This window comes from Mediterraneibacter sp. HA8405, assembly GCF_056148955.1.
Map to the genome: position 1 here is coordinate 1019161 of NZ_CM148758.1, position 15483 is coordinate 1034643.

Consider the following 15483-nt stretch of genomic DNA (forward strand, 5'->3'; position numbering starts at 1 on the left):
CCTCCTCAATATTTCGGCAGAATTAATCGTTTTTCTACCACCTCGGCCACTAATTGTAAGGTGTTCTGGTAGCCCGTTTTCTGCAAAATATTCTTGATGTGGTACTTGACTGTATTTAGCGTAATATCCAGATCTGCCGCAATCTCTTCGTATTTTCTGCCTTGCGCCAGCTCCCGGATAATATCAAATTCACGACTGGTAAACTCGGCGCTGTTGCTGTACCCAATACGAATCACCGGCGCGTCCTCGGGATAAACAAATTCACCATTCATCACCCGGTCGCAAACCTCCATCAAGGCAGTGCTGCCATATTCCTTATACCAAAAGCCATTACAGCCGCATGTCTTTGCCTTTTGAATAAAGGAATGCTCCGGCATGGAAGTCATAATGACAATCTTGATTTTAGGATTGTACTGTTTGATCTTTGCCGCAGCTTTCAGGCCGGATTCTTCGTCAGCCGTACATACATCCATCAAGATTAAATCGACACTTCCACGCAGACAGGCAATTTCTGCATTGGCTGCATTTTCTATGGAGGCGTACAGGACATATCTTTCTGATTTGGCAATCTGACTTTCAATGGCGTCCCGGGTAATCCTGGAATCTTCTACTACTAAAACCTGTATCATTTTCGTCCTCCTTTCTGAGCTTCGTCAAAATCAAAGGGAATATCCACAAGCAGGGAAACACTGTTGTCGCAGAGTACCTTCAGGGTAGCTCCTTCCTGCTCCAGCCGCTGACGCAATGCGCTGAGGCCATTACCCTCGGTAATACTTGAAACAGATACGCCGCCGTTGTCGGATATCTCTATATGATAACTTTTCTCGTCTTGCTCGATTTTTACCGTCAGTTCCGTAGCATCCGCATGGCGTACCGCATTGGTGAGTGCCTCTCGAACGGCGGCATATAGTAATTGCAATGCCTTGCGGCTTTTGGGCTGTTCTCCAAGGAAGGTAACCTTACAGCCAATCAGCTCCGCAACCTGCATCAGTTCAGACTGCAGAGAGGAATCGGGCACCGTCCATACTGTAGAGATATTGGAAAAATCATGAATGGCGCTGTTCCAATTTTCCCTCAGTACATCAGCGTTCTCAGCCAGACGGTCTTCCGTAATCGCCTTAGTGGTGGCCAGCAAACAATGCCCCAGCTCATCATGGATATGCATTTTCGCGGCAAGAATCTCTTTATTCAAATTGATTTCCACGATACTGTCCAGCAAGGCTTTCTGCCGCTTTTGAATCTCCTGCAGCCGGATAGTGTTCTCGTACAGTTCCTCGCTGAGCCGGTAGAGTTCTGTAATTTCCGCTGCCTCAACCTGAACGATATTGGAATCAAGAAACCTCAGCTCAAAACGCCAGACCGAGTTGTCGGAGAAGCGGAAGAACAACTGTTGGTGGGTGCTTTCATTTTCATTGTTCGTATCTTTTGGCAGCCAGGATTGGGTTAGCTTTTCCGCCTTGCCGTTATTGGCAAAGTGTGCGAGTTCATCCCATGCCGCCTTTGCGTTTAGAATTGTATGTCCAGTCAGCTCCAGCGCCAGCTTGTTCATCTTCTCATTGACAAGAATGACCCGCCCATCCAATGCGGAGAAACAGATTCCGCCGGGGTAAGAGTCGATGGCTTTTTTAATCATTTTCGCTGACATATTCTTTTTCATGACTGCCCCACCTCTCCTTCTTTCAAAAGTAGAAGCCGATAGCCTGCCGGAATTTTCTCTGTCTGAAGGCTATATCCGCCTTCCAAAGAATGGGAAACAAACTCGCAGGCTGTACCGGTAATCTCAAAGCAAACCGTATCGCTGATTTGGATTGCCACAGAAGTCAGACGAAAATCTGCCTCCTCTAAAATCTCTTCCAAGGCTTTCATAATGAGAAGAATCAGCTCTGGTTCTAAATTCAATGTGGGGCAAAAATCCAAACTTGTCATGATTCCAAGATTCTTCATGCATTTCGCCATATCCTGCAAGCTAATGGCTAAGTCACCCATCGGAATCGTCTGCTGCTCCTGATAAGTGAGCCGCAAGTTGCAGAACCGCTTGATATACGTGCCGATGAGGCAAATGCGGTTCCAGTCGTTCTCTGAAAGGGATTCTTTTGATAAAAGTTCTGTCAGCAAGGTAAGCTGCCCAGACACCTCCGAGGATAGGCTGTCATAAATATCATTGCGTGCCTGAATACTTGTCTCATCCGATTGAATTCGAATTTCCTGTGCCAGCAGATCTTGTTCTTCTTCCAATTCCGCATTCAGTCTCTGAAGCTCTCGTAAAGCCTGATTGATCTGCGAGAGATCGGTTTGCCAGACCATATACCCGCCCGGGATTTGGTGCAGGTTCATGGTAATATCTTCCGTAGCAGAAAAATGCTGATTTTGCTTTAGAGCTTCCAGCATAGCAGGCGTGATTTCCGCCGCATTTTCCGATACTGCAATCCGCTCACCGGTCGGTGAAAGAATCTGCATCGCCACTGTAGAACGCCGGAATACTTCACTGTACTGCGTGTTGACGGGAATCAGTCCGGTCAGGATATAGAGCTCCCAGCAAAGCACAAGAATGAAAATCAGTCCCGCTGAATATTCCACAAGCTCAAATCGAACAACGTATGCCGTTGCCGCATAGGGGATGCTGAACAGGAGCAGTAAAATCGGCTCATAGAAGGGAATCAGCTTTCTGTAAAGCGGGTCTGACTTTGTCGTACCATTTCGCTGATAAATGAAATATACCTGATATGCAATCATACTAAGCGCCCATATATGGACGATGTATGTGCCGATGTATGGATGAAAGTATAAATTCGGCTGTGGCTCATTTGGCACGATATAATAGAAAAAATGATACAGATTATCGTTCAATGCTGTCACACTCAGAAAACATGCCGGGATTAGGAGCAGATACCACTTTTTGCTGATCTGGTAATCCTCCGGCTTGCCAAGATAGAATGCGCTGTAAAACCCGAACAGTGGTATGAAGACAGCCGCGATATTGATAAAGTATCCAGTAAAGCGCATCCATGGAATATTGACATAGAGGAAAGCATCCTGAACGAAGCGGACCGTTAAATACAGGATACTGACGATATTTTGTGCAGTCAGGTGGCCGCGCATGGATTTCTGCATGATTTTTGTTGTAATGGTATGTTGCCAGCCAAAGAGGAGTAGCATATAGACCGCCCAGACAAGATATGGCCGCAGAGAATCCTCCGGCCAGTACCGCATACTAAGCTGCCGGTATGCGGAGACTGCAAATAACAGCGCCGCTGCCTCAAAAAGCCGGACAATGGATTTTTTTCGCTCGCCCATCGGATTCCCCCTTAGAAAAGATGATTCTAACCAATCTGTGCAGTTAGATAACGATAAGAATATTATAGCATGAAAGATCAAATCCGCCCCACACAAAAAGGTAGTATCCATCGTGTTTTTAAATTTTTTCACGAAAACTACCTGATTGTGTGGGGTGCTTTTATGTCAGTTCAGGTAAAATGGGATGGAAAAATAAGCTGGGACTGCGTTTGTCTCCGGCAAGCGAGAGGAGTAGAGATTATGTTCTGTTCAAAATGCGGAAATCCTTTGCGGGATGACGCGAAATTTTGCAGCGCGTGTGGTGCGCCTGTAAAGATATCGCAAGAAGCTTTGCCGGTGCCGCAGCAACCGGCAGGCATACCGGACGAAACGGTAAATGTCCAGGCGCCGAAGCCGGAGCCGGTTATGGAGGCGCAGCATTCCCGTAGGGAATTAAGCCATGATGCGAAAGCATCCGGGAAAAAATCCAAAAAGGGGCTTGCAATCGGCCTGTCCATTAGCGGCGTGCTGATCGCTGTTTTGGCGGTTGTCCTGATTTTTGCCTTTGGGAAAAAGGGCGACGGCGACAGCGTCGGCTCTGTCCCTCTGGGATCCTCTGTTGTTTACGATGACCAGTATACATATTTTCTAAGCGAGACCGAATCCTGGGAGCCCTGCATTAAGCGGGTTCGCAATGATCTGAGCGGGAAGCCGGAGCTTCTCTATGAATCAGAGGAAATAAAAGGCGATGGATGGAGCCAGTATACCCTGGGCAATATCTTCCTCTGGAACGATAAAATCTGCTTTATGGAAATCACAAAAGCCACAGAGCAGGGAGAAGAATACGAGATCCATTGGCTCAGCAAGGACGGCAAGGAAAACGGCACCCTTGTAAGCTATGAGCAGCTCAATGCATATGGCGAACTACTGTCTCAAACGCAAGGCATTTACTTCTTTGATGATTATCTCATCTTCAGCAACAGCTATTTCTTCTACCGGCTGAATCTGAATACCGGTGAACTGTGCAGGCAGGAGGATTTTCTTGACCTTGAGGGGCCTGCCTGCTTTGCAGCGTATAATGACGGATACTATTACTACTTTGTTCCCGATATCGAGAATAATCTCATGGGTGAAACCCTGTACCGAAAATCGGAAGAATCTGAGATCGAGGAAATCGGGAAAGTGCTATCCGAGGACGATGATGATAGGGGAAAATATTCCTCCTTTATTCCCAAAGGCAATTATCTGTATTATGCGGATTTAGACAATATTTACCGGTTAAACATTGAGGACGGATCTATAGAAAACCTTGCATCTTACGAGGAAACATATAACAGATTTACCCTGTGCGAGAATGGACTCTACTATTTTAAGGATATGACCCTCCGCTTCCTCAATACAGAAACCCTGGAGGAAACGATTTTTGACGAGGTTGAAGGGATCCCGGATTTGATTTATGCTGGAGCCAATGATGCATGCTGGATGCAGCATGATTCAACCAGTCATCGGTATAACTGCTTCCGACCAGATAAACAAGGCGGATCGATGATTTATTTTGGAGAATCCGATCAGGACGCCTCAGCGGAGGATTCATTGGAGGATCAGGATACAGTCAATACAACCGCATTGTATGCGGATGTGGTAGAGAACTTCATAGGAAGATACGGCAACCTTTCCTTTGGCGGATCCGATAATGAATTCTACGCACAAGGCGTATTCAAAATTGACCTGAAGGATTTTAATCAGGATGGCACTGACGAACTGATGATACTCTATACCGCGGAAGAAAACGGTATCTATCCGTATATTGAAATATTTACGGTGGAGGACGGTGGGCTTGTTAAGCTTTTTTCTCAAAAAACCCGGGATGAGTTTCATGAGGCTGCCATGAGCTTTTGCCTTTATCAAAATGGCGGAAACCTGTATGTTCCGGTATATGATTCTCTGGATCAAAATCCCGTGTATGTTCATTTATACGGTTTCAACGAGAATAGGGAATTTGGAGAAGTCTATCAATATGAAAACAACGCCTTTTATATGAACCAGCTTCCGGATGGGATGGAATTTACAAAATGCGAGGAGACCCAGTTTTACACCAATACCCAGTTTGCCTACTATGATGATTTTGAAAACATAAAGGAAGAAATGAGGGAATCGCTCCAGATAGATATGGTAAATATGCTGAATGAGCTGGGGATTGCGGTTCCAGAGAATTCATCAACGCAGACCAATTAATCGGAATTTGACATAACCTCTATGCTGGGCGAATGGACGCTGGAAATATCCCAGCCCAACGCCGAATATGTCCCCCATTATCTTATCCGATTGAATGCAGACGGCACGATGAATTTTAGAGCCGAGGACGGAAGCTGGCTTGATTATACCTATACGATAGATGCAACACATTTTTCGTTCACCTACACAGGGACTGGCCTCTCGTCCAGTGGCACTTATGTGATCGATGGAGATAAGTTGATTTTTTCCGAGGAGAACGATGTAAATTGAGTATCAAGCCAGTGAGGAGCCTGCTGCGAACAATCCAGGTGTCTCGTAAAAGGTCTGAAAGCGAGGGGATTCTATGAAGAAAAAAATATCCATGATTCTGGCGGTGCTTATGCTGCTGCTCTGTCTGCCGGTTTCTGCCGTGGCGGCATCTGAGTCCGAGGAAGTTACCATACAAACAGAAATCTTCAGCGGTTTTGATATTACGATACCAGGCTCCATTGCGGAGAAATACAGCTGGGAAGAAGTCAGCTTTGAAGGAACCAATACAATAAATTTTTATGCTCGTGGCCTATACGATGCCACAGATGAAACCGCAATTTCGGCACAGACCAGAGGATACCGGTTTAGTATCAGCCAGTATTCCTACGACAGTGACTATCGCTACGGTGTGGGCGATTTCGAACCTTACGAACTGTTCCAGCCGACCGATAAAAAATCTATTGTAGCCTTTTACAGCAGGGACGATATGCCGCAGCAGCTGATGCTCCTCGCTGTGGAGTATACAATCGACGTCCCGGCATCCGTAGAACAGGATGCCTTGGAAATTGCCGGATATATGACACCGGATTCCGATGTATATCTGGAGGATGTGGACGCGAATCCATGGAACCTCAAATTCGCGAATTTCCTCTTAAACGGGCGCTTTCGGAACATGGGACAGGAATATTTTGACGACACAGAAATGCAGGCCTGCCTTTTCAATGTCGCGGGGGACGATTACCCGGAGCTGATTATCACAAATGGAGCGAGCGGGTATGCCGCCTTGGCCTATGTCTATGCATTCAGTGCGGACGGACAGGTTGAATATCTGCGTACCGCAACAACAGAAGAGCTTAACGCCATGCCTCTGCAGCCCTTTACCGCGATTCGCCAGGGATGGGGAGATTTCCTGGAAGCCTGCGGTTATCAAATTGAATATTTATCTGCGCAAATAAGCCCGGCGGACTGGCTCGGCACTTACCGATACGACGATGGAGCTCAGGGAGAGCTGTATATCGTCAAGGAGTCAAACGACAGCGAGGTGCGCGGTGAGTATGTGTTCCGCGAAGCGTCCGGCGAATATGACAGCCGGGATTTCGTCTGGAGCAAGGATGACAGCAGCACGGCTTCGGAGCCGTTTCAGAACGGCACCGGCTCCGACCGCATCGTTCATTACTTGAAAGACGACAGGATTGTCACGGATTATCCGGACGGCTGGTGGCCGGACAGAGACTATGTGCGGGTTTCGGATGCTGAGCATAGTGATTCTGAAGAGGAGGAGACAGGGATTCCGGTCAGTTATGCCGGAGCAACTGTAGATTTCAAAGAGAGCCTGTTTGAGAAATCGGCCTATGAATACGATAACGAGCTGGCAACGCTCGGCGCGATGCTAAGTTGTGCGGTGGAAAAATCAGAACAGGATACTGTTGATCTTTTGCAGAAAATTGGGGTGGATGGCTGCGGTCTCCATAATATTGAAAAAAATGAAATGTTTGCCTTTGCCGTTGCACATAAGGAGATGCGACTCAACGGGGAGGATGCTGTGGTGCTGTTTGTCATCGCCAGAGGCACCGCAAATCCTTATGAGGCCTTTTCGGATGCTATGAATATAAAGGATCCGTTTTTCAATTATACGGCTTATGACTATGCGTATAGATTTTACTTGAGGATCAATGACGGCATTAGCGAATATATCGGGAAATATCCCGATTTGCTGGATAAGCCGCTTAAGGTCTTTGTCACCGGTCACAGCCTTGGCGGTGCCGGTGCCAACCTTGTGGCTGCCAACTTTACGCTGTATGAGTGGTGGGGTAACTACTTATCCAATGAGGATGTTTTTGCATATACCTATGGTGCCATTGACTCCATCGATGTAAAAACTTCAGTTGTGGACGGATATGAAAACATTCATAATATTTATAATTTTTATGACACCTTTGGCCCGAATGGCTGGCCAATCTTTACCGCCAGCGGTAATTCCGGGAAAGGAAAATTCGGACATATTGATCAGTTTGGTCATCCTTACACGACGAATCCTTTTTCATGTGACAATCATTTAATTGAAAATTACCTCAGTTCCATTGTGGAGGGCGCCATATCGTGTAAGCATCCTTATTTCGGCTCATCCGTCTGGTGCCCCGTGGATGTTGAGGTTTTGAAGAACGGAGAGGTCGTTGGCCGGATCACAGACAATCAGGTGGATGAGGAGCTTCTCGCCGCCAATCCGGAGGTGGCGCTGATGGTGGTGGAGGATTCCAAGCACATCGCTGTTTTTGACAGCCCGGAGGCGTATTCCCTGCGCATTACGGCGACAGATGACGGCAAAATGTCGGTATCCACGGTATCCTTTGACGATAGCGGCGAAAGCTATGGTGCCGCGGAATACCCCGATGTGGAGATTAAAACCGGTCAGGTGTTCTCCATGGAGCTGCCTGCCGCCGATTCGGCCGGAAGCGGCCCGCAGACGCCGGAGCTGCTGCTCATGGATGGAGACAGAATCAGCGGAAAGGTCAACCCGGACGGAAGTATCTCTCCGGTCAATGGGACAGGAAATTGGTTGCAGCTTGCTTTGCTGGCTGCGGTCGCGATTCTTGGTGTTCTAATCACATTCCTGGGAGGAAGAAAAATGAAGGAAACAAAAAAACTAAAATTTCCGATCGCATCTATTTTTGCGGTGATCCTGGCCTTTGGTCTCCTGACCAATTTATATCGGCTGCGGGTCAGAAGCGGTTGGATGGACAGTAAAATCGGCTACCGCATGGTGGTAGAGTTTGGCGGCACCTACTCTGTTTTCCATATCCTCTACCAAGTTCTGCTGATCGGCAGCATGATCCTGCTGGCGGTTCTGCTGTTCATGCGGAAGCGAAATAGCCTTCTGGCAGGCGCACTGGCAATTCAAGCACTTTTGCCCGCTTTTACGCTTGTGAGCTTTCTTCTGAACTGCAGTTCCCGGGGTTTTTTTGATGTGTATGAGTATGAGCTTCATTTTGGCCCGATGATGTGGGCAATCGGCATCTGCGGCTGTTATGTGCTGGAAATTCTATGCTATCTGCTCCTTACCCTCATGGCGATCACGCCGTGTGCCGGAAACGGTGAGCACAAGCGTGGGCTGCACAGGCTGTGGTTTCTGCCTGGCATACTCGGTATCCTTATCGCCTTTGCGCATCTTGTAGGAAACATCTATTTTATGCGCAGCGACTTATACTGTTTATCTGTCCTGTTCCTGATTCCTATGACCTTCCTTTTGGGTTGGTGGCTGACGCATCCGTATAAAAAGGAAAGACCTGTCTACCAAATGCCTTATGGGCAGCCTTACGGACAGCCAGACTATCAGAGCGTTGGCACCTTTGATGCTGCTCAGAAAGTAATCTGCTCTGGCTGCGGCCGGGAACTGCTGCCGGACGAGGTGTTTTGTGCAGGCTGCGGTACTAGACGCCCGGAACCGTCTCGGGCCGAACCGGATGCTGCAAATCAAAAGGTTTTCTGCTCCGGCTGTGGCAGGGAGCTTTCACCGGATGAGGATTTCTGCTGCGCTTGTGGGACAAAGCGCCCCGTAATCAAAGAAAGTGGGTATACGGAGCAAGACGACTATATCAACCTATGAAATGATGTTATTGATATTGAGATAAACCATTCAAACAAAATTAGGAGGAATTCTTTATGACTGCACGTCTTTTTATGTTTTTGATTATTATTGTTGTATTGTTACTTCTTGTAACAGGGATCGTCTTACTTGTACGTTGGGTTATTCGTTCGACTGAGAAAAATCAAAAGAACCAGTATGGGCAAGCTCCTGTAATGTATTCCGCACAAAAGGTTTTCTGTACCGGATGTGGCAAAGAACTGTCGGAGAGTGAAGAATTTTGTAGTGTCTGCGGCAAGCAGCGCACAACACCTTCACAAGGTGCGCAGCCTGTATTTCAGCAGCAGGTAAATCCGCAGATGGGATATGTGCAGGATGCGCCCTCCGGCGGCATGACGGCGCTCAGCTTTTTCTTCCCGATAGTCGGCTTGATTCTCTATTTGGTTTGGAAGGATCAAACGCCGCTGAAAGCAAAATCGGCTGGCAAAGGCGCGCTGATTGGTGTAATTGTATGGACGGCTCTGAGTGTAATCCTTGCAATTCTGGCATATGTAATCCCGTTGCTGGTTTTCTATTCTTATTATTAAGCAGGAGGTGTTTCACGATGAAAATGAAAAAGTTTATATCATTGCTTGTCATACTGTGCGTTGCGGTCACCATGTTGACTGCCTGCGGAAAATTTTCAGAGAAAAGAACGCTATCGGTCAGCTTTCCCAAAACCGCACATGCAACCTATCAAGGGACAGAAACCATTACGAACTATTCACATGACAGAAACAAAAGAATTTATGATATAAATCAGGAGGACATTTTATGCAAACAAAAAGAAACCTGCGGCTATTATCCGTACTGTTGACTGTCATCCTATGTGTCACGATGCTGACTGCCTGCGGAGGCTCAAAGCTCAATGGCACATATCACTCTCAAGGTCTTATTTCCCAATCGTTTACCTTTGACGGAGACCAGGTGACCATGTCTGCTTTTGGTATCAATGCCAGCGGCACATATCAGATCGACGGTGATCAAATCATCATCACATATAACCTGCTTGGTCAGGAATACACCTGGGAGCAATCCTTTTCGCAGTCGGGAAAGGTGATTAACATCGGTGGAACCGAATTTAAAAAATAACAAAATGCGGGAGGAGATAACATGTATACAAATAGAAAGCTTTTAGCCAATCAGCAGGCAGCGGAAAGAGAGAAATTTTACTGTGAGAAAGCGTATGAATATACGTTGCGAGCAGATAGCGCAGCGCAAATTTTGAACCATTACAAAGCATTGCTGGGTGAATTAAAAAAAGCACGTGCAGATTACAGATTTTTCCAAGAAAATACAATGACCATTTCTGTTTCCGGAGCCGCTTTTTATTCCATCAAGATTGCCGCGGAGGAATCGGGCTGTGTGCGATTCGTGCTTTACTTTGATCAATGGAAGGTATATATGCTGAAAGAGCCGATCTTCTACGGCAAGGAAATGAATCTTGTTTTTACAGCGTTTGAAAAACTATTATGTGAAATCGATCCTTATACATGGTTACGAGAAATTCCAACAGATAGGAAATGCAAGCAGCCGATGGCGCGGCCCGAAGAATGGGAAACTGTGGGTTATCATTCGCTTGCTCCGAGCGAAGAGATTAGAAAACAAAATCTGAAGGACTGTTATCTTGCCGATGTACTGCGTTCTATGGGAATTGATGTGCGAGGCGGTTCAGAAGCGCCTGCTGCGGATGAGAATCCGCTTTTGAAAAAGAAGAGATCCGAAATCGTTGAGTCGCAAGTGAAGAATGAAGAGGCCGAGGCGAAGGAAAAGCAGGAACGCCTTGCGGAGAATGAACGAAGAACTGCAGCCGGACAGATATCGCTAGAAGAGGAAGAGGCGAATAAAGCCCGCGAAAAGGAAGAACTTAGAAGAAAATTTCCGACAGTGGATGAGTATCCGTTTTTATTTTTGGCAAACAGCGCGGAACCGTCTCACCCATATATTTTCGCAAACATCAACGAGGATAAGACCCTTTGCTTAGAGCCGGAAGATGGTGAAGTGCTGCGCATCAGAATGACCGGTCTTTCCGTTTCAATGCGTAAAAAAGGGGAAAAGCAATTCACAAAAGCAATATCAGATCCAGCCTGCGGTGATTATGTCCTTTATGTCACAGATGATAGAATCGCTGTGATCAATCCTAAGTATAATAAGGACAGAAGCGCAGGATGGATCGGCATTGGAGATCTTTCTACTATGATGATAGCAAGTGCCCTTACATATGCAGAACGCGGAATACGAGCCGTACTCAGACAGGAAAAGGCGCATGCGGGACACATCCGATATGAATGGATCGTATCCATAGGCTATGATCATAAGGTCAAGTTTTTGGACAACGAAACGTTGAGAATAACATACAAGGATCACCAAAATACCGTATGGTTGGTGGATCTCTATGTCAATACAAAGGATGCAGATGCGGAGACCCTTGCAAATATGATTCTCAAAAAGGCAGCCAGAATCCGTGCATCCATGACCGACGAAAAGGATCAGGATTCTGCTGATTTTAATGCGGACGTATTAGGTGGAAAGAAAATAATAGCGAAAAGCGACGATCCTTCAAAACTCAGCATGATATCGTTCCCTGATTTCTACTTTGCTTCATATGGTGCCCAGTACAGGAACATGAAATACTTAGAGGCGTATGAAGAACAAAGACAGATGAGTGAACAGAGTCAAGTTGACAAGGAAGGGCAGAATGCAAATCAGCCGGCAGAAAATAATGTACAGCCTTCGGGCGGTAATGACAAGAAGCCGGAGAAAAAGCTGAATTTCTGCCCAGCCTGTGGAACAAAAGTAATTCCAGACGCTAAATTCTGTTCTAAATGCGGTAACAAACTTATATAAAATCGCATAGATACTGACAAAAACTGGAAAGAAAAGGCCGTAGCAATGCGGTCTTTTCTGTTGCAGTCCTGTTCTAATTCGATTCACTGATATAGAATAAAAACAAAAAATCCTCAGCGCCCACAACGGTGCTGAGGATTTTTCGTAACCATGGGAAGGAATTATTCTTTTGAAACCAAAATGCGTTGAGTGAAACTCAGATTTTTAGGCCTCGCAGGCATCCACTATGACATCCGCTGACTTCTCCTTTGAGCCATAGCCGCCGCACGCCTGAATTATATTTCTATATATTATGTTTTCGTTGCTCGCCATCTCGGGAGTGACCGTATCGAAATAAATCCACGCATTAGCACCCGGGGCATAGTCGCCAATATTAACGCCCATATCTGTGATGATATTATCGCTAAGTGTTACCCCCTGGGGGTGTTTCGCATTGTATATCCTAGTACTTCCATTTATATAGGACAGCCCGGTCGGTAAAACATCCCGCAGAGTCAGATTCCTAAACGTTTCCGAGCTCATATTTCTGATACCAATGCGGAATCGAACACACTCTCCCGGTACTGCATACATCCTATCCCCCCATTGGGCTTCGGTCTCATCTTTTTTTCGTACTTCAATCGTTAAGTTAGTCCAAACTTTCATCACTAAGTCCTGGTGTTCCTCTCTATTAATCCTAATTTGGGCTTTTATGGCTGCACGCACAATGTTGTGCATAGAAAAATTAATGATAGTGGCTCCATTTTGCGTTGATCTTGAGTTTAATAGCCAGCTACGGCGCATTAAACGCGCCACTGCATCGCGACAGTGATCTTTGTCAATTTTTGCATCTCGGCTAAACCATTCAGCGCAAGTATTGATATCCGTAGGAACATCGGCCAGTAGCGCGAAACCCTCTAAGATGCTGCGCTCAGCAGAGTCTTTTATTTCTTTACAGTTATAAAGCTTGTTTAGCTCATCTTGCAGTGTTTGCTCATCCATATACTCTGCATTGTTCTCAGATAAACCTTGCCGAATATTGAAATTTCTATCTATGAGTTCTTTTTCCAATTGCATAATCGTCCAGCTATAATCTCGAGCCATTGCACCCAAGCGGTTAATAACCAGCGTATTGCGTCCGGCGCGTCCATCAATTATTTGAATGAGCCGCTCTTTGTCTTCTGCAGTTAAGGCTTCGGCAGTACAGCATCCAGCATCATTTTCCGTCATAATATCGTCATCGATATTGGCATTATATTCTCGTAAGAAAATATCAACGCATGATTCTATGGGGAGCGGTTTTACGCTAACTAGCGAAAAATCCATGCGCATAATGCGCGAGGCAAATAAGATGGAAATATTCGATCCAACTATTTCTTCAAATGAAGTGTCCTCCTCATAGATTCCACTTTTATCCGGCACCTGATTTCGGACATCATCGACAAACAGCAGAACCTTAGATGTGTTTGCCAAATGCTTCAGATATTCGATGGGATTGGCGCTGGCTTCTTTCCCGGGGTAGTCAATTGCATGATCAAGGTCGGCTTTAAAATTACCCGAATAGTAAAGGTACGCTATATGAGCATAGAAGTGCTCCCCAGGATTTTCGAGAAACCAGCTATAAGCCTTACGGAGGATTTCAGATTTTCCAATACCGCCCATACCGCGTAGTTGTATGTGTTTCCTCTCTTTTTTTAGCCTGTCGCAGATAGATTGCACAATTTCGTCTCGCCCAATTATCTTACTCAAAAAGGTCTTGTCGGGCGTCATGGAAATTGACGCTAGTCCTCGTTTAAGAGCTTCTTCTCGTAAGAGGAATAAATCTGGCACATCGCTATTCTTATGTAAGTTATGTAATTCGTTCTTAAGCTGCGTTGTAATATATTCTTTTGAAACTTTCGTAAAAGATAATGCTTCTCTTAAGGCGACTACATAATACTGGCATGGATCCTTTGATTCTTGCACGCTACTCTCTAAAGAATAAATTGTTTCTTTACTGGCATGAGTCTTATTTCGCAGAAACTCATGAAATGCAGATATGGTAGTTTTAATATTTTGTATTTTCAAGTTCTGGATACGAGCAAGAAGATCTCTGTCAGGCAGTTCAAATATTTCTTTACGACATTCGAGTGGAATACATTCTGCTCCACTAATATACTTATTGGCTGCTTGACGGTCTTTGAATCGCCAAGCATTCTCTTCGTCTGCAAGTGTTCCGTAAATCAATATGTTAAGCGCATCCGCTTGATTATAGTGTATATGCCCGGCAATTAAACCGTGATAGAATACCGGAAAGCAAAAAGGAATATATCGTATGTTCCTTGATGGCATGACCATCCGTAATATTGCGAAAGAACTTACTGAACGTGGAATTAAAACTCCAGGTGGTAAGGATGTGTGGTCTGTCAGTACAATCAGGAGCATTCTTTCCAATGAGAAATATAAGGGCGATGCATTGCTGCAGAAAACCTATACTCTCGACTATCTCTCAAAAACAGTCAAGAAAAACAATGGTGAAGTTAAGCAATATTACGTCACTAATTCGCACGAAGCAATCATTGATGAAGATGTTTTCAATCTGGTACAGGTTGAATTACAGCGACGTTCTAAAATGCGCCGAGGTCTCAGAAATAGCAGTCCATTCTGCACAAAGTTGGTCTGCGGAGATTGCGGTTCATTTTATGGGCATAAAATCTATCACGCCAAAGAAAAGCATAGTAAGGATGTATGGTATTGCAATCGACGCTACCAGGGCAGCAACAACTGTTCCACGCCGATTCTTTCTGAGGACGATCTGGTTCAATACTACCTTCAAGCATTGTCTGAGTTTTTAGCAGACAAAGATAAGTATATCTCAGCATGTAGAACACAGATGGACGAAGCGGACACTCTCGAAAAAATGCGCTCTAAGCGCGAGAAGGCGGAGGCAGCGCTAGCAAAGGACATGGCTAAAATCCAGGCCCTCGTGCGCGAAAACGCCTACATCTCCCAAGATCAACAGGTTTACCGCCAGCGATTCGAAGAGATGTCGAAGCAAATTGAGCAGCAGAAGAATAATATCGCAGAACTTCAAGAACAGGAACTTCGCCTCGTAGGTGTTCGCGAAAAATTATCCCGATTTATTGAGGCGCTTGAATCCTTTAATGCGGAGCCAACATTCGACTCTGCGACATGGAATTCTCTCGTTGAGCGAGTTCTTGTAAATCCGCGGAATCTTATCTTTGAGTTCAAGAATGGTGAAAAGATAAAAATTTCCATCTAATCTCTCGGCAAACTAT

11 protein-coding genes and 1 pseudogene are annotated in these 15483 nt (G+C 45.7%); 8 read left to right on the plus strand and 4 right to left on the minus strand.

The genetic code is table 11. The features are described 5' to 3' along the window. Positions 1–5: 5 nt before the first annotated feature. From AC0QUU_RS04800 to AC0QUU_RS04810, 3 genes are read right to left on the minus strand one after another with little or no spacing between them, the layout of a single operon-like run. Positions 6–629, minus strand: a complete 624-nt coding sequence (locus AC0QUU_RS04800) for a response regulator transcription factor (RefSeq protein WP_474544920.1) — start codon at positions 627–629, stop codon at positions 6–8. Beyond that, the gene (locus tag AC0QUU_RS04805; RefSeq protein WP_474544921.1) at positions 626–1657 is read right to left on the minus strand and encodes a sensor histidine kinase; all 1032 of its coding nucleotides are present in this window, start codon (positions 1655–1657) and stop codon (positions 626–628) included. The genes AC0QUU_RS04800 and AC0QUU_RS04805 overlap by 4 nt, the downstream gene beginning before the upstream one ends. After that, positions 1654–3294, minus strand: coding sequence for a hypothetical protein (locus tag AC0QUU_RS04810; RefSeq protein ID WP_474544922.1), 1641 nt, complete (start codon positions 3292–3294; stop codon positions 1654–1656). Before AC0QUU_RS04810 ends, AC0QUU_RS04805 begins: the two co-directional genes overlap by 4 nt. 240 nt (positions 3295–3534) lie before the next feature. Between AC0QUU_RS04810 and AC0QUU_RS04815 the strand changes: the two are divergent. The 7 genes and pseudogenes from AC0QUU_RS04815 to AC0QUU_RS04845 form a co-directional block, all read left to right on the plus strand. Beyond that, a pseudogene (locus tag AC0QUU_RS04815) lies at positions 3535–3600 on the plus strand (zinc-ribbon domain-containing protein); the annotation flags it as partial. Positions 3601–3630: 30 nt separating this feature from the next. Beyond that, entirely contained in the window at positions 3631–5508 is a 1878-nt protein-coding gene (locus AC0QUU_RS04820) for a hypothetical protein (RefSeq protein ID WP_474545604.1), read from the plus strand. A 21-nt stretch (positions 5509–5529) separates the two neighbouring features. Further along, on the plus strand, positions 5530–5778 hold the full coding sequence (locus AC0QUU_RS04825) for a hypothetical protein (protein WP_474544923.1): 249 nt from the start codon (positions 5530–5532) through the stop codon (positions 5776–5778). Between the two features lie 73 nt (positions 5779–5851). Next, positions 5852–9361: a lipase family protein gene (locus tag AC0QUU_RS04830; protein ID WP_474544924.1), complete on the plus strand. Its 3510-nt coding sequence runs from the start codon at positions 5852–5854 to the stop codon at positions 9359–9361. A gap of 56 nt (positions 9362–9417) precedes the next feature. After that, complete coding sequence (locus AC0QUU_RS04835) at positions 9418–9927, plus strand: zinc-ribbon domain-containing protein (RefSeq protein ID WP_474544925.1); 510 nt, start codon at positions 9418–9420, stop codon at positions 9925–9927. Positions 9928–10153: 226 nt separating this feature from the next. Next, complete coding sequence (locus tag AC0QUU_RS04840) at positions 10154–10471, plus strand: hypothetical protein (RefSeq protein ID WP_474544926.1); 318 nt, start codon at positions 10154–10156, stop codon at positions 10469–10471. Positions 10472–10492: 21 nt separating this feature from the next. Next, positions 10493–12226 carry a zinc ribbon domain-containing protein gene (locus AC0QUU_RS04845; protein ID WP_474544927.1) on the plus strand — a complete coding sequence of 578 codons (1734 nt, stop codon included), beginning with the start codon at positions 10493–10495 and terminating at the stop codon, positions 12224–12226. Positions 12227–12430: 204 nt separating this feature from the next. Here the strand turns inward: AC0QUU_RS04845 and AC0QUU_RS04850 are convergent, their stop codons facing one another. After that, positions 12431–14536 (minus strand): hypothetical protein, encoded by a 2106-nt coding sequence (locus AC0QUU_RS04850; protein ID WP_474544928.1) that lies wholly within the window; start codon positions 14534–14536, stop codon positions 12431–12433. Here AC0QUU_RS04850 and AC0QUU_RS04855 point away from each other — a divergent pair. Next, on the plus strand, positions 14520–15467 hold the full coding sequence (locus AC0QUU_RS04855; RefSeq protein WP_474544929.1) for a recombinase family protein: 948 nt from the start codon (positions 14520–14522) through the stop codon (positions 15465–15467). The genes AC0QUU_RS04850 and AC0QUU_RS04855 overlap by 17 nt on opposite strands. Positions 15468–15483: the final 16 nt, after the last annotated feature.

Coding starts and splice junctions, on each gene's coding strand:
- AC0QUU_RS04800 (WP_474544920.1), bottom strand. CDS start 629: ATGATACAGGTTTTAGTAGTAGAAGATTCCAGGATTACCCGGGACGCC.
- AC0QUU_RS04805 (WP_474544921.1), bottom strand. CDS start 1,657: ATGAAAAAGAATATGTCAGCGAAAATGATTAAAAAAGCCATCGACTCT.
- AC0QUU_RS04810 (WP_474544922.1), bottom strand. CDS start 3,294: ATGGGCGAGCGAAAAAAATCCATTGTCCGGCTTTTTGAGGCAGCGGCG.
- AC0QUU_RS04825 (WP_474544923.1), top strand. CDS start 5,530: ATGCTGGGCGAATGGACGCTGGAAATATCCCAGCCCAACGCCGAATAT.
- AC0QUU_RS04830 (WP_474544924.1), top strand. CDS start 5,852: ATGAAGAAAAAAATATCCATGATTCTGGCGGTGCTTATGCTGCTGCTC.
- AC0QUU_RS04835 (WP_474544925.1), top strand. CDS start 9,418: ATGACTGCACGTCTTTTTATGTTTTTGATTATTATTGTTGTATTGTTA.
- AC0QUU_RS04840 (WP_474544926.1), top strand. CDS start 10,154: ATGCAAACAAAAAGAAACCTGCGGCTATTATCCGTACTGTTGACTGTC.
- AC0QUU_RS04845 (WP_474544927.1), top strand. CDS start 10,493: ATGTATACAAATAGAAAGCTTTTAGCCAATCAGCAGGCAGCGGAAAGA.
- AC0QUU_RS04855 (WP_474544929.1), top strand. CDS start 14,520: ATGTTCCTTGATGGCATGACCATCCGTAATATTGCGAAAGAACTTACT.
- AC0QUU_RS04850 (WP_474544928.1), bottom strand. CDS start 14,536: ATGCCATCAAGGAACATACGATATATTCCTTTTTGCTTTCCGGTATTC.